Source organism: Methylosinus sporium (assembly GCF_003113265.1).
Lineage (GTDB): Bacteria > Pseudomonadota > Alphaproteobacteria > Rhizobiales > Beijerinckiaceae > Methylosinus > Methylosinus sporium.
In genome coordinates this window covers 1-20,009 of the sequence record NZ_PUIV01000043.1, presented here as the reverse complement: position 1 = coordinate 20,009, position 20,009 = coordinate 1, and the positions used below count along the sequence as shown (strand labels likewise).

Sequence of the window (20,009 nt, the reverse complement as noted above, 5' to 3'; positions counted from 1 at the left end):
GCTGCAAACCACAACCGCGCGGGGCGCGCTCACTTCTGCTTGGCGATGATCTTGTCCTTGATCTTCTCATAGACGCCTTTGGGGAGGATGTTCTTCTGATAGAGCTCGTCCTTGCCCTTATAGGGCCTCCCCTTGATGATCGCCACGGAGCGCGCCTCGCCTATGCCGGGCAGCGCGTCCAGTTCCTCCTTGGTCGCCGAGTTGATGTCGAGAAGCTCCGCCGGCTTGGGAGCGGCGTCTTTGGCTGGCGACTCTTTGGCGGGCTCGGGCGCCGGCGTCGCGGGCTGCTGCTGGGCGGGCGCGCTCTTGCCCACTTTGGCGATGGAGGTCGCAGGCGCCTGCGCCAGCGCGGCGGCGGCGAAGGTCGAGAGAAGGACGAGAAGGCAAAGGCGCAAAATATTCCGCATGACGATACCTCGAATAAGGACGCCGAGAGGGTAGCGTCTCGTCGAGGCGCGGTCGAGAGGCGGCGGCTGCGGTCATCCCGCAGAGAGCGCCCGCATCGCGGCCTCATGCACGCGTCTGTCGCCCGCGGCGATGATCGCGCCGCCCTGCGCGGCCGGGCCGCCGTCCCAAGTGGTGACGACGCCACCCGCGCCTTCGACGATCGGGATCAGCGCGACAATGTCGTAAGGGTTGAGATTGGTCTCGATGACCAAATCCACATGTCCGGCGGCCAGCGCGCAATAGGCGTAGCAATCGCCGCCATAGCGCGAGAGCCGAGTTTGCGCCTCCACTCGGAAAAAATCATCGCGGAGGCGCTCGTCGATGAGCCTCGGCGAGGTGGTCATCAATGTCGCCTCGGCGAGCGTGGCGCAGGGGCGCGTCTGCAGCTTGCGACGCTCCTCGGTCGGCGCGGGCGGCTGCGCCTTCCAGCTGGGCTCGACATGGTGATGTCGCGCCGGCCCGCGCCAATAGGCGGCCTCGCCATCGCCGGAGAAGCGTTCGCGCGTGAAGGGCTGGTGCATAAGCCCGTAGCAGGGCCGGCCGCGATGCTGGAGGCCGATGAGCGTGCCCCACAGCGGCAGGCCGCAGATGAAGCTCTTGGTGCCGTCTATGGGATCGAGCACCCAGACATATTCGGCGTCGGCGCGGAGATCGCCGAATTCCTCGCCGATGATTCCATGGCTCGGAAAGGTCGACTCGATGAGCCGTCGCATGGCGATCTCGGCGGCGCGATCGGCCTCCGTCACCGGATCGAAGGCGCCGCCGGGGGCTTTGTCCTCCGCCGCGAGGCTGGTGCGAAAAAAGGGCAGGATCGCCTCGCCAGAGGCGTCGGCGAGGCGTTCGACGAATTTCTCGAAATCGACGGCGGTCATTGCCTCTCCGGGCGGTGAGATTATTCGGCGGCGGCGCGTTGCTCGCGCGGGCCGAAGGTCTGCGTCAGCAGCCGGACGATCTCGCCGAGCCGGGAGGCCAGCAGATCGAAATCGAGATTGCGGCGCAGATCGGCCTCGTTCATGTAGAGATTGCGCGAAATTTCGATCTGCACCGCGTGCCAGCCGGAGCCCGGCTTGCCGTAATGCTCGGTGATATAGCCGCCGGCGTAGGGCCGATTGCGCTGCACATGATAGCCCCATTGCCGCAACCGCGCCTCCAGGGCTTCGACGATGTCCCCCGAGCAGCTCGCGCCGAAACGATCGCCGAGCACGAAATCCGGCTTGCGCTTCTCGCCGCGGCCGGCGGCGCTCTCCTTGGCGACGCTGGAGGGCATGGAGTGGCAGTCGACGAGCAGCGCCGCGCCGAATTTGTCGCGGGCGCGCTCCATCAGCGAGCGCAGAGCGGCGTGGTAGGGCTTGTGCAGGCTCTCGATGCGATGCAGCGCCTCGGCCACGCGCAGGCGGCCGGAATAGATCTCGCGGGCGTCGGCGACGACGCGAGGAATGGCGCCGAGGCCCGCCGCCACGCGCAGCGAGCGCGTATTGGCGAATTCGGGCAGCGCATCCTCGAACATGCGCGGGTCGAGCTCATAGGGCTCGCGGTTCAGATCGAGAAAGGCGCGCGGGAAATTGGCTTTGAGCAGCGGCGCCCCGAGCGTCGGCGCGAGGGCGAAGAGCTCGTGCACATGCGCGTCTTCCGAGCGGCGCAGGCTCGAAATGTCGAGCCGCGAGCTGGCGAGGAAGCTCGCCGGATAGATGTCGCCGGAATGCGGCGAGGAGAACACCAGCGGCGAGGAGAGCTCGGCGGGCTCGACCAGCTCGAACGGAACATGGAGCTCGGGATCGGCGGGCGTGGGGCTCGCGGCCCGCTCGTCATTGCTCATCGTCGGCGCCTCATCGCTCTCACTCTCGTCGCCCCCGCCCACGCACCTATCGAGGTCGAGCAGCATAGACTCTTCGGCGCGCATATTCCCGAAAATTTCGGTTCATGCGAAACAAGGGCCAGAATTTCCCGGCAGGGCGTGAGCGGGTCCTTATTTTCACCCGATTTTTACCCAGATGCGCCCTTATGTCATAGAACATGCGAGGAGCGATATGACCGACAAGATTGCCGCAAAAATCCTGCTGGCGGAGGATGACACCGATATGCGCCGCTTTCTGGTGCGCGCGCTGCAGACGGCCGGCTTCTCGGTGACGTCCTTCGACAATGGGCTCTCCGCCTATGACCAGCTCCGCGTGGAGCCGTTCGAGCTGCTGCTCACCGATATCGTCATGCCGGAGATGGACGGCATAGAGCTCGCGCGCCGCGCCACCGAGCTCGACCCCGACATAAAGGTGATGTTCATCACGGGCTTTGCGGCCGTCGCTCTCAATCCCGACAATCAGGCCCCGCGCCAGGCGAAAATCCTCTCCAAGCCTTTCCACCTCAAGGACCTCGTCAACGAGGTGCAGCGCCTGCTCGCCGCCTGACAGATCCACGCGCCGCGCGCTTGCTCCTTTGCGCGCCATGCGCTATGAGCGCCGCCAAACGCCGGCGTCGGCGCGGCTCTCATTTCGAGGAATGACGATGAAAAAGGAAATCCATCCCGACTATCACACGATCAGGGTCGTGATGACCGACGGGTCGGAATATTTCACCCGCTCGACCTGGGGCTCCGAGGGCGACACGCTCAATCTCGACATCGACCCCAAGACGCATCCGGCCTGGACCGGCGGCTCCGCGCAGCTGCTCGACCGCGGCGGCCGCCTGTCGCGCTTCAACTCGCGCTTCGGCAATATGTCTTTCGGCAAGAAGTGAGCGCCCGGCCGACGCCGGCGCCATAAAAAAAAAAGCCGCGCTTCTCGAGCGCGGCTTTTTTCGTTTGAAAGCGTCTCCAGCCGAAGCGGACGCCGGTTGGACGATTCCGAGCCCTCAAAGGCCTGGAGCGAAGGCGTTGCGCAGGCGCCGGAGCTGCGCCTCGACCGGACTCTCCGCGCGATTTGGCGGATAGCCCGCCTCGGACCCGTAGATCAGCTGATCGAGATGGATCACGCGCGCCTGCAGGCGCAGCGAGTGAATGGCGAGGTCGCGCAACTTCTGCGGCAGATGGGCGAAGACGTCCGGGTTCGACGCCAGCTCCTGCTGCGACAGCCGCACCTTGTGCTTGTCGCTCGCGGCCTGGGCTCTCGTGATCTCGCCCTGATTGACCGCCCGCTGCAGCAGCAGCCAGGAGGCGATCTGCATCAGCCGCGTCGTCAGCCTCATGCTTTCGGCCGCATAAGCGAGCGCCTCCGGGCGCGGCAGCGATTTGGCGTCGTCCCGGCCGGCGCCGTCGAGATAGCCGGCCGCCTCCTCGACCAGCGCCATGCCCTCGCGAAACATGGCCCCAAAGGCCTCAGACCCGGCCAGCTTCTCCACGAAGGAGACCGTCGTCTGAACGCTTCCCACCGAATCCGACGCTTGCCCCATCATACGACGCTCTCGAACGCTCGAACGGCGGCGATCGATACGCGCCGCTCCAATGGATCCCTATGTAACGCAAAAATGCGGGGCGCGCCTTATTAGGTTTTGCTTAACCTTAATCTTCGAGTCCGTACGTAATATACCTCAGTTCACGGTGAGCGGCGCGCTCGCGCGGCAGCCGCGGCCCGCTCGCTTCAAGGCCGCCAATGCTGATGCAGAATATTAGATCAGCTGTTTAAATAAATGAAATATCCAGCTTTATCGATCTGCTTTAACCGTCGCTCGAACACTCCGCTGTTCCGAGGCGGAGCACAGTTGAAAAGCCGTCGTATATTCGTGGCTTAGCTCAAGTTCTCACAGTTTTGCCGGAGGTCTGTGGCGCGGCTGCGCGCTCGGCCCCGGCGACCCTTCGTCCGAGGCCGGCCTCGAGGGAGGCGACGCAGAGCGCGGCGATCGCCAACATCAGACCGACGCGCAGCAATTGGCCTTTCGAGGGCGTCGGTCGGCCGCTCCGCGCGCGCGAGCCGCCTTTCGTCTCGACGATGTCCACAGTTTCGAACGGCACGGGCATAATCTCCATCGACGCGGCCGAAGGCCTCACTCTGGCAAAACAGCGCTTTCGAAACGGTGAAGGCCACGACAGGCGTAGCCGGCAGGGTTTATCGCTGGTTAAAGCCGGGACGACGAAATGCGCATGATGCTTGACGCGCCCGCCGCCGGCCTGTCATTTGAGGCCTCGCTCCTCCTCCCCCACGCGATTTTCCTCAGGACTCCATGATCCGCTCCGCTTTGATGAACGTTATGACTGCCGCAGCCATAAAGGCGGGGCGCAGCCTGAAGCGCGACTTCGGCGAGGTCGAGAATCTGCAGGTGTCCGTGAAGGGCCCCGGCGATTTCGTCTCGGCCGCCGACCGCCGCGCCGAGAAGATCGTCTTCGAGGAATTGTCGCGCGCCCGTCCGGGCTACAGCTTTCTCATGGAGGAGAGCGGCGCCGTCGAGGGCAGCGACAAGACCCACACCTGGCATATCGATCCTCTGGACGGCACCTCCAACTTCCTCCACGGCATTCCCGTTTTCGCAGTGTCGATCGGGCTCGAGCGGGAGGGCCAGCTCGTCGCCGGCGTCGTCTATAATCCGGCGACCGACGACATGTTCGTCGCAGAGAAGGGTCAGGGCGCCTATTTCAACAATCGGCGCATGAGGGTCGCCTCGCGCAAGGGGCTGAGCGACTCACTCGTCGCCTGCGGCATCCCACCCCTCGCCGCGGTCGCCCGCCACGCCCGTTTCCAGACGGAGCTCGCCGCCGTCATGGCCAAGACCGGAAATATTCGCCGCATGGGCGCGGCCGCGCTCGATCTCGCCTCGGTCGCCGCCGGCCGCTGCGACGGCTATTGGGAGCGCGGCATCAAGCCCTGGGACATAGCCGCGGGAATCGTGCTGGTGCGCGAGGCCGGCGGCTTCGTCAGCGATCTCGACGGCGGCTCCGACATGCTGCCCAAGGGTGCGATCTGCGCCGGCAATGAGGCGATCCACCGCCTCTTGCTCGACACTGTGCGCAAGGCCTGAGCATGAGCGGCGGCGGACCGATCATCGCCCCACGCATCGTCGCGCGTCGGGATTCGGACTGGCCGGCGCTTCTCGATCTCTGGGTCGCCGCCTGGCGGACGACCTATGCGGACATTGATTTCGAGGCGCGCCGCGACTGGCTGCGGGATCGCCTCGTCCAGCTCGAGCGCAGCGGCGCGCAAACGCTGCTGCTGCTCGAGGGCGCCGGGCGCGCGCTCATCGGCTTCGTCACTGTCGATCCGCGAACGCATTGGCTCGACCAGCTCTGCGTGCGCCCGGACCGTTTCGGCTCCGGCGCCGCGGAGGCGCTGATCGAGGCGGCGCGCAGCCTCTCGCCCGCGCGGCTGCGGCTCGACGTCAATCAGGACAATAGACGCGCCGTCGCCTTCTACGAGCGCGAGGGCTTCATGCGCATCGCCGAAGGCGGGCCGAGCCTCTCGGGCCGGCCCACCTCGATCATGGAATGGACCACGGACGGCGCGCCGAAGTCCTGAGCGGGCTCAGACCCCGCCCTCCTCGCCGACCAGCGCCAGCCGCACCATATTAGTGGCGCCCGGCGAGCCGAAGGGCATTCCGGCGACGATGATGACGCGATCGCCGGGCGAGGCGAAGCCCTCGCGGAGGGAATTGACGCAGGCGCGGTCGACCATATCCTCGACGTCGCGGGCGTCCTGAGTCTCGAGCGCATGGACGCCCCACACCAGCGCCAGCCGGCGGGCGGTGTCACGATTGGGCGTCAGCGCCAGAATCGGCGGCCGCGGCCGCTCGCGGGCGATGCGCAGCGCCGTCGCGCCGGAGGCGGTCCAGGCGCAAATGGCCATGGAGTCGAGCGTCTCGGCCACATCGCGGGCGGCGACGGCGATTGCGTCGGCGGCGGTCGGATTGGGCGGCGCATTGCGCTGGGCGTTGAGGATGGAGCGATAGACCCCGTCGGTCTCGACCTCTTCCGCGATGCGGCTCATCGTTGCCACGGCCTCGATCGGATATTGGCCGGCGGCGCTCTCGGCCGAGAGCATGACGGCGTCGGCGCCCTCATAGACGGCGGTGGCGACGTCGGAGACCTCGGCGCGGGTCGGCAGCGGAGCCAAAATCATCGATTCCAGCATTTGAGTCGCCACCACGACGGGCTTGCCGAGCCGGCGCGCCGCGCGAGTGATTCGCTTCTGCAGGCTCGGCACTTTCTCGAGCGGCACTTCGACGCCGAGATCGCCGCGCGCCACCATCAGCGCATCGGCGTGCTCGATGATTTCGTCGAGCCGCGCGATGGCCTGCGGCTTCTCGATCTTGGCCATGACCAGCGCGCGCGAGCCGACGACGCGCTTGACCTCGAGCACATCCTCGGCGCGCTGCACGAAGGAGATCGCCACCCAATCGACGCCCTCGATCAGCGCCGCGTCGAGATCGGCGCGGTCCTTGGGCGTCATCGAGGTGATCGGAATATCCGTGTCCGGCAGGCTCACGCCCTTGCGATTGGAGACGCGGCCGCCGATGTCGACGACGGCGCGGGCCATGACGTCCGACGTCTCGACCACATGCAGCCGCACCTTGCCGTCGTCGATCAGAATGGCGTCGCCGACCTTCAGCGCCTGCAGAATCTCGGGATGCGGAAGCTGCACGCGGGTGGCGTCGCCCGGCGTCGGATCGGCGTCGAGCAGGAAATGATCGCCCTTGCGCAAATGCACCGGCCCGTCTGCGAAGGCGCCGATGCGCAGCTTGGGTCCCTGCAAATCGACCAATATGCCGATGGCGCGGCCGGTCTCGGCCTCGATCTCGCGGATCATGCGCACATAGGCGGCGAGCCCGGCATGATCGGTGTGGCTCATATTGATCCGAAACACATCGGCGCCGGCCGTCGACAGGCCAGCCACGACGGTCTTCTCGACGCTCGCCGGACCGAGCGTCGCGATGATCTTCACGCGCCGCAACCTTCTCATTTTCTCGCCCAATCCTCTTTTGTCAGAGCCGCGCGGCCATCCTCGTCATTGCGTCGAGGACGGCGTCGGATCGGTGAGCTGCACCGTCCAGTTCTTGGCGTCGCGCCCTGTGTCTATCTCGAAGAATCCCGTGCGGTCGAAGCCGCGCGCGAAACAATCGTCCCGCCCATCGATGCGAAACTCGTGATCGCGCGTGCACATGAACGCCTTGCCCTTCCACTCTCCGCCGCGCTCGTCCATCGCATATACGTAGTAGTACTGCGCCGCGAGTGGTCCACGCAACAAAGTCTCGCAGGCGGAGGCGTGCAAATTCCACCACCCTTCCGACAGCCAATTGCGTCCATCCGTATAGGCCAAGGCCACGCTCACCCTGCTGGTCGTGTTGTTGCACAGGCGAAAATCCGCCCTCGCCGCGGATATAGCGCAAAGACAACACGAAATGATCACAAGGCGAGTCGTGCGGCCGGACATAGGAAAGACAGTCGCGAGAGAGATCGAAGAGCGGCGACGCGGGCCGGCGGCCCGGCGCTCACACAGCCAAACCACGGGACGGCCGCTTTGTCTACCCCGACCGAGCCGCCCGACCGAACCGCCCGAGCCGAGCCGAACCGGCGGACCGAGCCCCGCCGCGCCGCGCGCCGCTGGCGTGACCGTCTTGTCACCGTCGCGGCCTAGCGTAAACTTCGAGACAGGATTTCCTGCGGAACCGTCGTGGTTCCGACAAGATTTTTTCGATGGAGCGCATCATGTCGCAATTGCTCGAGACGAAAACAGAGCTTCACCAGGAGGTCGCGCCGCCGGCCCCGCAATGGAAGACGGACTTCTACTGGATAATGCGCATTCTCTGGGCCTGCCGGGTGAGCGTCGCCAGCGCGCTGGCCGGCCTGCTGCTCTTCGGCCTCGTCGATCAGGCGCAAAATCTCTTCGCCGACCGCTCCTTCGACGCTTTGTTCTACGGCGCGCATTATTGGCTCTCGGTCTTCGCCGCGATATTCCTGGTCTGGGCTTTTCCGGTCCATTACGGCGCGCGCCGCGTGCTCGACGACGCCGATTCGGCCTGGATGATCCCCTATCTGCTGCGCGTCGAGATGCGCGACAACGACATTCGTTCGGTGCGCGACCATGTTCATCGACGCTTCGGCCGCGTCATTTCCTGGACGCCGCGACTTCTCGGGCTCATACCATTCGTCGCAGTGGCGCTCGGCCTCATGGGCGCGCAGGCCTCGATCGAGAACGCCGCCATTCTGCAAGAGGCGACGGCGACGCGCGATCAGATCAATGCGCTGCTGGCGCTCGACGCGGCTGCCGCCGCCGCTTTCGTCCTTTTTGTCGTCAAACGCCGGCGCATCGCCAAATTCATCGGCGCCAACATGGATTTGCGCCTGCTGACCTCCGTCTCTCTGCACGCCACCATGGCGGTTTTCGTCTCGGCGCTGATTTGGCCGTTCTTCTTGTCCGATCATGCGCCGCGCGCGCTGCTGGTTCCCTTTCTGCTGGGCAGCCTAGTGCTGGGTGCGAGCTGGCTGGTGCGCAAGGGCTATGAGACAGGCCGCCCACTGCTGCTGATCGCGGTCCTGTTCGCCGCCGCGATCACGGCCGCGAACACACGTCTCGACGATGTGCGCACCCTGCCCGAGCCCCTGCCCGTGACAGCCGGCGCGCAGTCCAAGGAGGAGCGGCAGATCGACATCGCCGCGGCGGTGAAAAATTGGAAAGCCGCCAATGGCTGCACCGAGACGGAATGTCCGCCGGCGCTCATCGTCGCGGCGGAAGGCGGCGCGAGCCGCGCCGCCTATATGGCGGCGACAGTCATCGGCCATTTGATCGATCGCGACGGCGATCTCCACGACGCGCCAACGCTGACCTCGCCCGGACGTCGCGTCTTCGCTTTCTCCGGCGTCTCCGGCGGCGCCTTCGGCTCGGCGATTTTCCGCGCCGCTCTCGCCGACGTCGCGGAAAAAGGCGTGGCGACACCGCCCTGCGTCAATACGGCGCGCGTCTGGGTCGGCGCCCATGAGGGCCGCGATCCGACGACGAGCTGGCGCAATTGTCTGCAATTGCTGGTCGCCGGCGATTATCTCTCGCCGGCTTTCGTCGGCCTCGGCTTTCGCGACAATTTCTCGCCACGCAAATTTTTCGTGGGCGAGGAGAGCTGGATGGAGGATCGCGCCGCTCTGCTCGAGAAATCCTGGGAGCGTCACTATGATTTCGTGACCAACCCGGCCTATAAAAACGACTATTGGACCGGCGAGCTGATCCAGACCGGCGAGCCCTGCGCCAATGGCGCTGCGACCGGCATGTGCCGCAAATTGGGCTATGCGCGGGCGACGCCGGCCGGCAAATGGGCGCCGCTGCTGCTGCTCAACGGCACGTCGGTGGACAGCGGAGCGCGCATCATCGGAACCGATCTCGTTTCGACGCGCCCCGCCCCGGCGACCAATTCGCGCGCGCCGCTCTATCCCGCCGCCTATGATTTCTTCGAGATGATCTCGACGCCCTGCAAATCGCCGCGGGGCGATATGTGCCCCGCGGCAGCGCAGGGCGACAAGGACGTCGCGGCGCTGCGCGACGGCCCCGACATTCTTCTCTCCACCGCGGCGCTGCTCAGCGCGCGCTTCCCCGTCATCTCGCCGGCGGGAACGCTGCGCGCCAAGAATGACGCGACGCATGGCGACCGCATCGTCGACGGCGGCTATTTCGACAACGCCGGCCTCGCCTCGGCGCTCGATGTGGCGCGCGCGCTCAAGAATGAGGGGATCACACCGCTGATCCTCTGGGTGCAGAACGATCCTGTGGGCGCGCTGACCGACAACACGCTGCCGCCCCGCGCGGCGGGGACGCCGCGGCTCGGCGCGACGGGAGTCGGCTTCGTTTCGGATCTCTTCGGCCTCGTCGCCGCGCCGGTCGACGCTCTGCTGGCGACGCGCGCCGGCCATGCGGCGGAACAGGCCGCGCTGGCGCAGCGCAGCCTCGTCGAGATGAACGCCGACACCGACCGCTACGCCGGCGACATGACCGCGAGCTTCTTCCAGATCGGCGTGCGCGTGCAGCCCGTGCTGGTCGCCGACGGCGGCGACGATCCGCTGCTCGACAAGACATGCGCGCGCTTCGAGGGCCAGACCTTGTCCATGTCCAAGGTCTCGATGAGCTGGTGGCTGTCGCAATCGGTGCAGGCCGATCTCGACGCGCAGCTCTGCGACAAGACCAATCGCCGGAGCCTGACCGACCTCATCACGCGGCTGAAGCAGAAGCTGCCGCTGGTGAAGGCCGAGTGGTGACGGGCGGCCGCGGCGTCAACCGCGGCGCAGCAGAGCGGCGGCGCGCGGCGCGTAATAAGTGAGAACGCCGGCCGCGCCCGCGCGCTTGAAGGCGGTGAGGCTCTCCATCATCGCGCGCTCGCCGTCGAGCCAGCCATTGGCGACGGCGGCCTCGATCATCGAATATTCGCCCGACACCTGATAGGCGAAGGTCGGCGCATGAAAGGCGTCGACGACGCGGCGCACAATGTCGAGATAAGGCATTCCCGGCTTGACCATCACCATATCGGCGCCCTGCTCGAGATCGAGCGCCACTTCGCGCAGCGCCTCGTCGCTGTTGGCGGGGTCCATCTGATAGGTCCGCTTGTCGCCGCGCAGAGTCTTATTGGTGCCGATGGCGTCGCGGAACGGCCCATAGAAGGCGGAGGCGTATTTGGCGGCGTAGCTCATGATCTGGACGCTCTCGAAGCCTTCGGCGTCGAGAGCGGCGCGGATCGCGCCGATGCGGCCGTCCATCATGTCCGAGGGCGCGATGATATCGGCGCCGGCGCGCGCCTGATTGACCGCCTGCGCCGCCAGCACGGCGACGGTCTCGTCATTGACGATCTCATCGCCGACCAGCAGCCCGTCATGACCGTGGCTCGTATAGGGGTCGAGCGCGACATCGGTGATGACGCCTATGCCCGGAACCGCTCTTTTGATCGCGCAGCAGGCGAGGCAGACGAGATTTTCCGGATCGAGCGCGGCCGAGCCATGCGGATCGCGCAACGCCGGATCGGTGTTGGGAAAGAGCGCCACCGCCGGCACGCCGAGCGAGGCCGCCTCCTCGATCGCCTCCAGCGCCGTGTCGATCGAATAGCGATAGACGCCGGGCATGGATGCGATCGGCTCGCAGCGCCCTGCCCCATCGAGCAGAAACAGCGGCCAGATGAGATCGTCGGCGGAGAGTCGCGTCTCGCGCACGAGACGGCGCGCCCATTCGCTCTTGCGATTGCGGCGCGGGCGCGCGGTGAGCGCGAGCCGAGCGGAAGAGGCGGCGAGCTTGTTTTCAGGAGAATCCATATCGACCTCCAGCGCGGCCCGTGGGAGCCGAAACCGCGGCGAGAGCGCTCTGCACCGAACGGAAACGAGAGCGTTGTTCGATCCAATTGGATCGAACAACGCTGTAACACGCCGCTCGCAACAATGGGAAGACCGCGAAACAAGCCGCGAAATCGCCCAACATTGACGCCCCACAGCGTTCCGGTCTAGAGCGTTTCCAGCCGATGTGGACACCGGTTCGGCGTTGGAAACGCGTCAAAACAAAAGGCCTAGAGTCTTTCCGCGTTTCAATGAAACACGGAAAGACTCCAAGAGCCGTCGTCACACGCGACGCATCAATGGGAGCCGATGGCTGAACGAGTGATCGCAAGAGAGCCCGGCGCTTCCTCTCGGCGGCGAAGCGCCTATGCGGCGATCCTCGCCTCGCTATGCGCATTCGCGACCCTGGCCGTGGCCGCGCCTCGGCCGATGCCATCCGCCGATCGTCCGCAACAGGCGGCGCGCCGCGCGCCGCGCGCGCCCACGCCCCCGAAGCGTCCGCCCGAGCAGCGCGCGCCGCAGCCGCCGGCGATGGAGGCGCCGCCGGCCATGCCGCAGGAATTGCCGCCGCTCGACACATCGACGCCGCCGCCATCGCTGCCGCGCGCCTCGCGCGAGCGTATGCGCCAATGCGCGACGCAATGGATGAAGATCAGGCAGGAAGGTCGAACGGCGGGAACGAGCTGGCGCGAATTCGCGACGCGTTGCCTGACCCGTTGACGGCCTGAAGCCGCATCTCCCGCCGAAACAGCACGCCGGAAACAGCGGGCGCCGACTAGCAGAGCGCGCCGGAGAGAGATCGCGCGCCGATGTCGAGAGAAGCGCGGGCCGAGCCGGCCCGGGCGAGAAAATGGCTGCGAAACGCGTTCACGATGCGAGAGTTCGACTGCGCATGGCGAACGCGTTTCGTCCGCGGGTCTTTCGTCAGACCGCTTCCGAGCTTTCCGGCGCCGGAGGAGTCTCCTTGGGCTTGCGCGGAGCGCGACGCTTGACTGGCGCCTTGCGCACAGCCTTCTTCGTCGCGGTCTTCTTCGTAGCGGTGCGCTTCTTCGTGGCGACGCGCTTCTTCGTCGCAACGCGCTTCTTCGTCGCCGTCTTGCGCGTGGTCTTGCGAGCGACCTTCTTCGAAGCGGCCTTGCGCGCGACCTTCCGCGTGGCCTTCTTGGCGGCGGCCTTCTTGGTCGCGGCTTTCTTGGTCGCCGCTTTCTTGGTCGCAGTCTTACGAGCACCCTTCTTCGCGGCCGCCTTTTTCGCAGGCTTACGCTTCGTCGTTGGTTTCGCCATCTTCAGTCCCCTTGATCCATATCGTCGGAATGTCGCTATGACCGACAATAGGCGGCAATAGCGTAACGTGGTTAAATAGTCGTTCAAGTGGCGCTTTCACGAATTGCTCGCGAAAACGATGTCGCAAATCGCGAAACAAGCGCGAATGCGCCATGCGCGCGACGTCGAAGCGCACATCGACGAAGCGCGCGACACCGCGCATTCGCGGCGTGACGACAATGATCCCGGCCATATCCGAAAAGCGCGTCGCGCAATGGCGAAGCTGCATCTTCGTCGCCGCGACGCGCCGCGCGCGGCCCATGAGGAAACCATTCAATCTATTGTTTTTCTTCAAAAACTAGGACGCGTTCGATCTCGATACCGACATGCGCGCGACAACGCCCGCGTGACCGAAGGAGATTTCGCGCTTTCGTTTCATGCTGTCGCCGACGCTCTCTCGTCGATCCGATCGCAAGTCTCGACGCATGTGCGAGGACGTCGGCGCCGCGCTTCGCGCAGCCGTCGCGCACGCTCCGGCGGCGTCGCGGAACGCATGAAAAAAAAATTGTGCGCAGCGCGCGCGATGGCCTTCGCGAAAGCCTCGCTGCGGCCTTCGCGCGGAGTCGATTCGATCGAATCGACTCCGTCGTGATTCGAGTTTCGGCTATATCGGAAGCGTCTCAGACGCCGAGACGGCTCTTCAGCAGATCATTGACGGCTTGCGGATTGGCTTTGCCGCCAGTCGCTTTCATCACCTGGCCGACGAACCAGCCGAGCATGGTCGGCTTCGCCTTGGCTTGCGCGACCTTGTCCGGATTGGCGGCGATGATCTCATCGATCGCCTTCTCGATCGCGCCGGTGTCCGTCACCTGCTTCAAGCCGCGCGTCTCGACGATCTCGCGCGGATCGCCGCCCTCCTGCCAGACGATCTCGAACAGATCCTTGCCGATCTTGCCCGAGATGACGCTGGTGGAGATGAGATCGACGATGGCGCCGATCGCCTGCGCGGACACGGGCGAACGCGTAATGTCGAGCCCTTCCTTGTTGAGGCGGCCGAACAGCTCGTTGATCACCCAATTGGCGACGAGCTTGGCGTCGCGGCCTTTCGCCGCCTCCTCGAAGAAGTCCGCGCTCGCGCGCTCGGCGACGAGCACGCCGGCGTCATAGGGCGGCAGGCCGTAATCGGCGACGAAGCGTGCGCGCTTCTCGTCCGGCAGCTCCGGCAGTTCGACCTTCAGCGCGTCGACATAGGCCTGATCGAATTCCAGCGGCAGCAGATCGGGGTCCGGGAAATAGCGATAATCGTGCGCCTCCTCCTTGGAGCGCATGGAGCGCGTCTCGCCCTTGCCGGGATCGAAGAGGCGCGTCTCCTGAGCGATGACGCCGCCATCCTCGAGAATGCCGATCTGGCGGCGCGCCTCCACCTCCACCGCCTGGCCGATGAAGCGGATGGAGTTGACGTTCTTGATCTCGCAGCGCGTGCCGAAGGGCGCGCCGGGCTTGCGCACGGAGACGTTCACGTCGGCGCGCAGCGAGCCCTGCTCCATATTGCCGTCGCAGGAGCCGATATAGCGCAGAATGGTGCGCAGCTTGGAGACATAGGCGCGCGCCTCCTCCGCCGAGCGAATGTCCGGCTTGGAGACGATCTCCATCAGCGCGACGCCGGAGCGGTTGAGGTCGACATGGCTCTCGGTGGCGGAAAGGTCGTGGATGGACTTGCCGGCGTCCTGCTCGAGATGCAGACGCTCGATGCCGACGGTGATGCGCTCGGTCGGCGTCACATCGACGATGACCTCGCCCTCGCCGACGATCGGATGCTTGTACTGGGAAATCTGATAGCCCTGCGGCAGATCGGGATAGAAATAATTTTTCCGATCGAAGACGGAGCGCAGATTGATCTGCGCTTGCAGGCCGAGGCCGGTGCGAATGGCCTGCTTGACGCATTCCTCATTGATGACCGGCAGCATTCCCGGCATGGCGGCGTCGACGAGCGAGACATGGTCGTTGGGCTCGCCGCCATATTCGGCGGAAGCGCCGGAGAAGAGCTTGGCCTTGCTCGTCACCTGGGCGTGAATCTCCATGCCGACGACGACTTCCCAGTCGCCGGTTGCGCCTTTGATGAGCTTCGCGGGATTGGGGGAAACGGCTGCGGTCATGGCGTCCTCGAAGGCTTGCGGCGAGATGCTCGCTGAATGTCGGCGGGGATTATAGCCGAAAGCGCCGGCCGCGGAAGTTTTCCGCGTCGTCGATCGCGCAGGCGTCCGCCGCCCGCGAAGATTTGCGCCCCGAGGACCTCGAGAGCTTCGCCCGACCCTAGACACGTCGCCGCGCCGACGCTTGTTTGCCTAGATTCGCCCAATTTGCCAGAACTCGCCCAATGTTCATCGAGAAACCGGTCATCGTCGGGCGATCTGCCTTGTCAGCCGCATTGAACTATGCGCGCTTCGGCCTCTATCCATTTCAGCAAGCTCGAGAGTTCCCGAGCGCCCTCGACGTCGGCGAAAGAGGTCGATAACGCCTGCAGTCGACGGCGTTCGCCGGCCAGAAGGAGGGTGGCTACTCCGCTCGCGTCACCGGCCGCGAAATCGAAACGCCTCATACGGGGAAGAAGGTCGAAGAGCTTTTCGACGATCTCGTCATCATGCGGCAGAGCGATCCGGCAGAGACCGACCATCGCTGCCCCTCGCACGCCCTCATCCTCGAGCAGACGAAGCAACACAGGCTTCGGCATGTCGGAAACTTCACCCCAGCGACGAACGACTCCGGGCAAATCGCGTGCTCGAGACGGGTCCGACAAAATTCGTTCGAAGCGCGACTGATAGATACGGAGCGCCGCGCGTGGCAACTGCTCCAGCACGCTGCTCATGACCCGCCGGAAATCATGATCGCCCACGGAAGATGGCGTTTCGAACAGCGAGACAATGTCTGGCAACAAATCGCGCCAGGCAGACGCATGGCGCCCGACATCGACGGCGCCCAGATCGAATTTTGCTCCATCGAGAAGCGGGTGCCGCAGGAGCATCCGCAAAAAATCCGTATCGTCGGGACCGAAGGACGACTGCCTCACCACCTTCTCGGCGACTTGACGCACCAGCGCCAAGTCGTCGCGGGAAAGATCATTGTCGTTCCCCGAGGCGCGCGTCAGCACGCGCCTCGCAGCGTCCACTTCGGCGAAGGTTACGGGGCGCTCGGCGAGCGCCGAACTGTCGAAGCTCAGTCCATAGCGGCGGCTTACGATCTCTCGCCAATCCGCTGTTCGACCGACGGCGAGCCGCGACGCGACGAGCGGTCGATAATCGTTCGGGACAGGGCTTTCCGGCGTAAACAAAACATAGAGCGGCGTCGGCGCATAGGCCCCCTGCATCGCCGTTCGTCGCTCGACGAGTTGAAAACCGTCGCCGATCCGCTCGGCGACCTCCCATGTCTGCGGCGGCAAGACGACCCGCCAGAACGTCGACCTCTCGCTAAAACCCGGCGGGATGAGATCGCGACGAGGATCGAATCTCAGTTTCACATCGGCGCCATCGACCGCGACCTGTTCTCCGACCAGACACTTGCCATCTACAGAAGCGCTCGCTCCAAACTCCCGCAGGTCTCGATATCGCACGGAACACCGGTCTCGCCAGTCGAGCCGGTATCGCCACAAGCTGCCATTTGCTTCGACGAATACGGATTCGACGCCCGCGCGATACAGCAGGTCCCGACAGAGAATGCTGCAATCCGGCGACCGCGTAACCAGATCATCGGACGGCGCCCACCCGTCCAAGGGAATTTCGAAGCTCTTCGCGCGCAGTGTCGGCTCGCGCGCAAAATCTCCTGTGATCGCGGACGCTTCGAAAGCCTCGAGTTCCTGTCGACCTCGGTAACCCGGGCCGAGAGCCACCGCCGCTTCGCAAAGCACTCCGACAACCAATGCGGCTCGCGGTCGCTGAGAGCACCATAAATAGGCGGCCGGTCCAGCGCCGAGCGCGTAAAATAACGCAGTGCTCGCGACGAATAGGATGACGCCGGGAACTACAAATATAATAGAGAAAAGCAAGATGACGCGATTGTAACTCACAATCGACAGCGCAAAAAGCGCGCCGACAATGACAAAATAACTCCTCACGATACGCTCCTGACGGCAAATCGAGACGATAAATGAATTAACAAAGTGCTTGTTTACACGCAGTGTCGGCGCCACGACACCAACGGATCACTCGGATATTTTCGTCGGCGTCCCGTTCTCAGAGGCGTCGGAACCCATCAGTCCAACTTCATAGCCGATCGACCATTCGATCAGCGCGCGCCAAAGCGCTTGCCCCAGTTCAACATCGAGCCCCTCGCGTTGCGAGGCCGCGGCGACGCGCGCCAGCACTTCGTCTACACGCTCGGGCACGCGCGCCGGAATGCCGAGCGAGGGTTTCACCGCGGCGGCGCGCTCGATCTGGCGCTGGCGGCGGGCGAGCAGAGCGACGAGCTCGTCGTCGAGCGCGTCTATGGTGGCGCGCACGTCCGACATTTCGTCGCGCGGTTCGAGCTTTGCGGCCTCTGCTCTGCGCGTCATTTCGCCTCTGTCCACCAGGGCTGCGGGAATTCGATCTTCGGCGCCGCGCTCTCCAGCGCCGCGGCGAGCGAGAACAAGGTCGCCTCGTCGAAGGGGCGGCCGATGAGCTGCAGGCCGAGCGGCAATCCGTCGGCGCCGAGACCGCCCGGCACGGCTATGCCCGGCAGGCCGGCCATGTTCACCGTCACGGTGAAAATGTCGTTCAGATACATTTCAACCGGATCGGCCGCGCCCTTCTCGCCTTGCGCGAAAGCCGTGGACGGCGTCGCCGGCGTCAGCACGGCGTCGACGCCGGCCGCGAAAGCCTCGTCGAAATCGCGCTTGATGAGGCTGCGGATCTTCTGCGCGCGCACATAATAGGCGTCGTAATAGCCGTGCGAGAGCACATAGGCGCCGATCATCACGCGGCGGCGCACCTCGGCCCCGAAGCCTTTGGCGCGCGTCTTCTCATACATGTCGGCGATGTCGCGGCCCTTCTCGCGCAGGCCGTAGCGCACGCCGTCATAGCGCGCGAGATTGGAGGAGGCCTCCGCCGGCGCGATGATGTAATAGGCCGGCAGCGCGAAACGCGTATGCGGCAGGGAAATCTCGACGATCTCGGCGCCCGCGTCGCGCAGCCAGGCGACGCCCTGGTCCCAGAGCGCATCGATCTCGGCGCCGCCGCCGATACGATATTCCTTGGGGATTCCGATGCGGCGGCCCTTCACCGAGGCGCCGATCGCCGCCTCATAATCGGGAACCGGCGCATCGACGCTGGTCGTGTCCTTGGGATCATGGCCCGCCATGGAGCGCAGCATGATCGCCGCGTCGCGCACAGTGCGCGTGATCGGCCCCGCCTGATCGAGCGAGGAGGCGAAAGCGACAATGCCCCAGCGCGAGCAGCGGCCATAGGTCGGCTTTATGCCGACCGTGCCGGTGAAAGCCGCCGGCTGGCGAATGGAGCCGCCCGTGTCCGTCGCCGTGGCGCCGAGCGCCAATCGCGCCGCGACGGCTGCGGAAGAGCCGCCGGAAGAGCCGCCGGGAACGATCTTGGCGTCGTCGAAGCCATCGCCCTTCTTGCGCCGCCAGGGCGAGACGACGGGGCCGAAGGCGCTGGTCTCATTGGAGGAGCCCATGGCGAATTCGTCGAGATTGAGCTTGCCCAGCATCAGTGCGCCGTCGCGCCACAGATTGGCGGAGACGGTCGATTCATAAGTGGGCGTGAAATCGTCGAGGATGCGGCTCGCCGCCGTGGTGCGCACGCCTTTGGTGCAATAGAGGTCCTTAATGCCGAGCGGCAGGCCCTCGAGCGGGCGCGCCTCGCCGCGCGCGATGCGCGCGTCGCTGTCGCGCGCGGCCTCGAGCGCGAGCTCTGGCGTCTCGGTGAGAAAAGCATTGAGCGCGCGCGCTTTCTCTATCGCCTCTATATGGGCCTTGGTCAGCTCCGTCGCCGACAGCTTCTTCGCAACGAGCGCGTCACGCGCCTCGGCGAGGGACAAATGCGTAGGATCGGACATGAATGCGTTTCGCTCGTTCGTGTCTTATTCAAAGGCCCGCATGTGGCAGGCGTCGCTCGTCTTTGCGGAAGGCGTTTATTCCACGACCTTGGGCACGACGAAATAATGGTCGTCCTTTTCCGGCGCATTGGCCAGAATGGCGTCGGCGAAGCCGCCGTCGGTGACGACGTCCTGCCGTTTCTTCATTTGCATGGGCAGAACGGAGGTCAAAGGCTCGACGCCCGCGACATCGACGCTCGACAGCTCGGCGACGAAATCCAATATGGCGTTGAGCTCCGCGCCGAGGCGCTCGACCTCTTGGTCCTCGACGGCGATGCGCGCGAGATGGGCGATGCGGCGGACAGTCGCCTGATCGACGGACATTTTATGGAGCTCCGTTCCGACTTCGTCCCGCGCGCTATACCACTCGCAGCTTCGAGGGCGCAATGCGCGCGTCCGCCCGTGATGCAACGAGCGCGCCGGATTTCCAGAATGCCGCGCGTCGTGCTAGGCGAATAGGCATGACCGCCGGACAAAAGACGCTCGAGGAGCTCGCCGCTCTGCTGCCGCCAAAAAGCAGGCTGATCGGGCTCGATGTCGGCACGAAGACCGTAGGGCTCGCGCTGTCGGACGTCGAGCGCCGCCTCGCGACGCCGCTCGAGACGATCCGCCGCGTGAAATTCACCAAGGACGCCGAGCGGCTCGTCGCCTTGATCGCGCAGCATGAGATCGCCGCGCTGATCGTCGGCCTGCCGCTCAACATGGACGGGTCCGAAGGCCCGCGGGCGCAAGCGACGCGGGCCTTCATGCGCAATTTCGACGCGATGCGCCGCACGCCCTACGCCTTCTGGGACGAACGGCTTTCCACCGCCGCCGTCACCAGAGAGCTGCTGGCGCAGGACGTGTCGCGCGCCAAAAGGGCCGAGGTCGTGGATCGCATGGCCGCGGCCTATATTCTGCAAGGCGCCCTAGACAGGCTGGGGCGCCTCGCTACGGGAGGCTAGGACGACTGGCTCACCACCAGCCGCGACGCCCCCAGCCACCCCAGCCGCCACCCCAGCCGCCG

At 65.3% G+C, this 20,009-nt stretch carries 22 protein-coding genes; 7 read left to right on the top strand and 15 right to left on the bottom strand.

From position 1 onward, the window contains the following. Nucleotides 1-29 precede the first annotated feature (29 nt). The 3 genes from C5689_RS17440 to C5689_RS17430 all read right to left on the bottom strand — a co-directional run bounded on the left by C5689_RS17440 (nt 30) and on the right by C5689_RS17430 (nt 2,263). Complete coding sequence (locus C5689_RS17440) at nt 30-407, bottom strand: ComEA family DNA-binding protein (RefSeq protein WP_108918509.1); 378 nt, start codon at nt 405-407, stop codon at nt 30-32. 72 nt (nt 408-479) lie between these two features. Beyond that, nucleotides 480-1,319: a histidinol-phosphatase gene (gene hisN, locus C5689_RS17435; protein WP_108918508.1), complete on the bottom strand. Its 840-nt coding sequence runs from the start codon at nt 1,317-1,319 to the stop codon at nt 480-482. Nucleotides 1,320-1,339: 20 nt separating this feature from the next. Continuing rightward, on the bottom strand, nt 1,340-2,263 hold the full coding sequence (locus C5689_RS17430; RefSeq protein WP_108918518.1) for an N-formylglutamate amidohydrolase: 924 nt from the start codon (nt 2,261-2,263) through the stop codon (nt 1,340-1,342). 211 nt (nt 2,264-2,474) lie between these two features. Here C5689_RS17430 and cpdR point away from each other — a divergent pair, with 211 nt between their 5' ends. Together cpdR and rpmE are read left to right on the top strand one after the other, a co-directional pair. After that, entirely contained in the window at nt 2,475-2,849 is a 375-nt protein-coding gene (gene cpdR, locus C5689_RS17425; RefSeq protein ID WP_108918517.1) for a cell cycle two-component system response regulator CpdR, read from the top strand. A 97-nt stretch (nt 2,850-2,946) separates the two neighbouring features. Next, nucleotides 2,947-3,177, top strand: coding sequence for a 50S ribosomal protein L31 (gene rpmE / locus C5689_RS17420; RefSeq protein ID WP_108918516.1), 231 nt, complete (start codon nt 2,947-2,949; stop codon nt 3,175-3,177). A gap of 114 nt (nt 3,178-3,291) precedes the next feature. Here rpmE and rcdA read toward each other — a convergent pair whose 3' ends face one another. Continuing rightward, entirely contained in the window at nt 3,292-3,828 is a 537-nt protein-coding gene (gene rcdA, locus C5689_RS17415; RefSeq protein ID WP_167398743.1) for a protease adaptor protein RcdA, read from the bottom strand. 340 nt (nt 3,829-4,168) lie between these two features. Next, on the bottom strand, nt 4,169-4,387 hold the full coding sequence (locus C5689_RS17410; protein ID WP_146188419.1) for a hypothetical protein: 219 nt from the start codon (nt 4,385-4,387) through the stop codon (nt 4,169-4,171). Nucleotides 4,388-4,596: 209 nt separating this feature from the next. Here C5689_RS17410 and C5689_RS17405 point away from each other — a divergent pair, with 209 nt between their 5' ends. Together C5689_RS17405 and C5689_RS17400 are read left to right on the top strand one after the other, a co-directional pair. After that, nucleotides 4,597-5,388, top strand: a complete 792-nt coding sequence (locus C5689_RS17405) for an inositol monophosphatase family protein (protein WP_108918505.1) — start codon at nt 4,597-4,599, stop codon at nt 5,386-5,388. 2 nt (nt 5,389-5,390) lie between these two features. Continuing rightward, on the top strand, nt 5,391-5,882 hold the full coding sequence (locus C5689_RS17400) for a GNAT family N-acetyltransferase (protein ID WP_108918504.1): 492 nt from the start codon (nt 5,391-5,393) through the stop codon (nt 5,880-5,882). A 6-nt stretch (nt 5,883-5,888) separates the two neighbouring features. Here C5689_RS17400 and pyk read toward each other — a convergent pair whose 3' ends face one another. Further along, on the bottom strand, nt 5,889-7,322 hold the full coding sequence (gene pyk, locus C5689_RS17395) for a pyruvate kinase (protein WP_108918515.1): 1,434 nt from the start codon (nt 7,320-7,322) through the stop codon (nt 5,889-5,891). 45 nt (nt 7,323-7,367) lie between these two features. After that, a complete protein-coding gene (locus C5689_RS17390) occupies nt 7,368-7,691 on the bottom strand; it encodes a DUF1036 domain-containing protein (RefSeq protein WP_425293406.1) in 324 nt (107 codons plus the stop codon). Between the two features lie 377 nt (nt 7,692-8,068). Between C5689_RS17390 and C5689_RS17385 the strand changes: the two genes are divergently transcribed. After that, entirely contained in the window at nt 8,069-10,600 is a 2,532-nt protein-coding gene (locus C5689_RS17385; protein WP_108918502.1) for a hypothetical protein, read from the top strand. 15 nt (nt 10,601-10,615) lie between these two features. Here the strand turns inward: C5689_RS17385 and hemB are convergent, their stop codons facing one another. Continuing rightward, on the bottom strand, nt 10,616-11,641 hold the full coding sequence (gene hemB / locus C5689_RS17380) for a porphobilinogen synthase (RefSeq protein ID WP_108918501.1): 1,026 nt from the start codon (nt 11,639-11,641) through the stop codon (nt 10,616-10,618). A 447-nt stretch (nt 11,642-12,088) separates the two neighbouring features. On the opposite strand from hemB, the gene C5689_RS17375 reads away from it, so the two are divergent. Further along, nucleotides 12,089-12,379 carry a hypothetical protein gene (locus C5689_RS17375; protein ID WP_108918500.1) on the top strand — a complete coding sequence of 97 codons (291 nt, stop codon included), beginning with the start codon at nt 12,089-12,091 and terminating at the stop codon, nt 12,377-12,379. 204 nt (nt 12,380-12,583) lie between these two features. Here the strand turns inward: C5689_RS17375 and C5689_RS17370 are convergent, their stop codons facing one another. The 7 genes from C5689_RS17370 to gatC form a co-directional block, all read right to left on the bottom strand. After that, a complete protein-coding gene (locus C5689_RS17370) occupies nt 12,584-12,943 on the bottom strand; it encodes a histone (protein WP_108918499.1) in 360 nt (119 codons plus the stop codon). Then, nucleotides 12,918-13,244, bottom strand: a complete 327-nt coding sequence (locus C5689_RS17365; protein ID WP_108918498.1) for a hypothetical protein — start codon at nt 13,242-13,244, stop codon at nt 12,918-12,920. Before C5689_RS17365 ends, C5689_RS17370 begins: the two co-directional genes overlap by 26 nt. A gap of 358 nt (nt 13,245-13,602) precedes the next feature. Beyond that, nucleotides 13,603-15,078, bottom strand: a complete 1,476-nt coding sequence (gene gatB, locus C5689_RS17355) for an Asp-tRNA(Asn)/Glu-tRNA(Gln) amidotransferase subunit GatB (protein WP_108918496.1) — start codon at nt 15,076-15,078, stop codon at nt 13,603-13,605. A 263-nt stretch (nt 15,079-15,341) separates the two neighbouring features. Further along, entirely contained in the window at nt 15,342-17,105 is a 1,764-nt protein-coding gene (locus tag C5689_RS18290; protein ID WP_146188418.1) for a hypothetical protein, read from the bottom strand. Between the two features lie 12 nt (nt 17,106-17,117). Then, complete coding sequence (locus C5689_RS17345) at nt 17,118-17,468, bottom strand: chorismate mutase (RefSeq protein WP_024880146.1); 351 nt, start codon at nt 17,466-17,468, stop codon at nt 17,118-17,120. Next, entirely contained in the window at nt 17,465-18,964 is a 1,500-nt protein-coding gene (gene gatA / locus C5689_RS17340; RefSeq protein ID WP_108918494.1) for an Asp-tRNA(Asn)/Glu-tRNA(Gln) amidotransferase subunit GatA, read from the bottom strand. Before gatA ends, C5689_RS17345 begins: the two co-directional genes overlap by 4 nt. Before the next feature lie 75 nt (nt 18,965-19,039). After that, complete coding sequence (gene gatC / locus C5689_RS17335) at nt 19,040-19,327, bottom strand: Asp-tRNA(Asn)/Glu-tRNA(Gln) amidotransferase subunit GatC (protein WP_024880148.1); 288 nt, start codon at nt 19,325-19,327, stop codon at nt 19,040-19,042. A 137-nt stretch (nt 19,328-19,464) separates the two neighbouring features. Between gatC and ruvX the strand changes: the two genes are divergently transcribed. Next, nucleotides 19,465-19,947 carry a Holliday junction resolvase RuvX gene (gene ruvX, locus C5689_RS17330; protein ID WP_108918493.1) on the top strand — a complete coding sequence of 161 codons (483 nt, stop codon included), beginning with the start codon at nt 19,465-19,467 and terminating at the stop codon, nt 19,945-19,947. Nucleotides 19,948-20,009: the final 62 nt, after the last annotated feature.

Bases quoted from the DNA above. Each gene is read 5' to 3' on its own strand.
- C5689_RS17440 (WP_108918509.1), bottom strand. From the start codon at position 407: ATGCGGAATATTTTGCGCCTTTGCCTTCTCGTCCTTCTCTCGACCTTC.
- hisN (WP_108918508.1), bottom strand. From the start codon at position 1,319: ATGACCGCCGTCGATTTCGAGAAATTCGTCGAACGCCTCGCCGACGCC.
- C5689_RS17430 (WP_108918518.1), bottom strand. From the start codon at position 2,263: ATGAGCAATGACGAGCGGGCCGCGAGCCCCACGCCCGCCGATCCCGAG.
- cpdR (WP_108918517.1), top strand. From the start codon at position 2,475: ATGACCGACAAGATTGCCGCAAAAATCCTGCTGGCGGAGGATGACACC.
- rpmE (WP_108918516.1), top strand. From the start codon at position 2,947: ATGAAAAAGGAAATCCATCCCGACTATCACACGATCAGGGTCGTGATG.
- rcdA (WP_167398743.1), bottom strand. From the start codon at position 3,828: ATGGGGCAAGCGTCGGATTCGGTGGGAAGCGTTCAGACGACGGTCTCC.
- C5689_RS17405 (WP_108918505.1), top strand. From the start codon at position 4,597: ATGATCCGCTCCGCTTTGATGAACGTTATGACTGCCGCAGCCATAAAG.
- C5689_RS17400 (WP_108918504.1), top strand. From the start codon at position 5,391: ATGAGCGGCGGCGGACCGATCATCGCCCCACGCATCGTCGCGCGTCGG.
- pyk (WP_108918515.1), bottom strand. From the start codon at position 7,322: ATGAGAAGGTTGCGGCGCGTGAAGATCATCGCGACGCTCGGTCCGGCG.
- C5689_RS17385 (WP_108918502.1), top strand. From the start codon at position 8,069: ATGTCGCAATTGCTCGAGACGAAAACAGAGCTTCACCAGGAGGTCGCG.
- hemB (WP_108918501.1), bottom strand. From the start codon at position 11,641: ATGGATTCTCCTGAAAACAAGCTCGCCGCCTCTTCCGCTCGGCTCGCG.
- C5689_RS17375 (WP_108918500.1), top strand. From the start codon at position 12,089: ATGCCATCCGCCGATCGTCCGCAACAGGCGGCGCGCCGCGCGCCGCGC.
- C5689_RS17370 (WP_108918499.1), bottom strand. From the start codon at position 12,943: ATGGCGAAACCAACGACGAAGCGTAAGCCTGCGAAAAAGGCGGCCGCG.
- C5689_RS17365 (WP_108918498.1), bottom strand. From the start codon at position 13,244: ATGGGCCGCGCGCGGCGCGTCGCGGCGACGAAGATGCAGCTTCGCCAT.
- gatB (WP_108918496.1), bottom strand. From the start codon at position 15,078: ATGACCGCAGCCGTTTCCCCCAATCCCGCGAAGCTCATCAAAGGCGCA.
- C5689_RS17345 (WP_024880146.1), bottom strand. From the start codon at position 17,468: ATGACGCGCAGAGCAGAGGCCGCAAAGCTCGAACCGCGCGACGAAATG.
- gatA (WP_108918494.1), bottom strand. From the start codon at position 18,964: ATGTCCGATCCTACGCATTTGTCCCTCGCCGAGGCGCGTGACGCGCTC.
- gatC (WP_024880148.1), bottom strand. From the start codon at position 19,327: ATGTCCGTCGATCAGGCGACTGTCCGCCGCATCGCCCATCTCGCGCGC.
- ruvX (WP_108918493.1), top strand. From the start codon at position 19,465: ATGACCGCCGGACAAAAGACGCTCGAGGAGCTCGCCGCTCTGCTGCCG.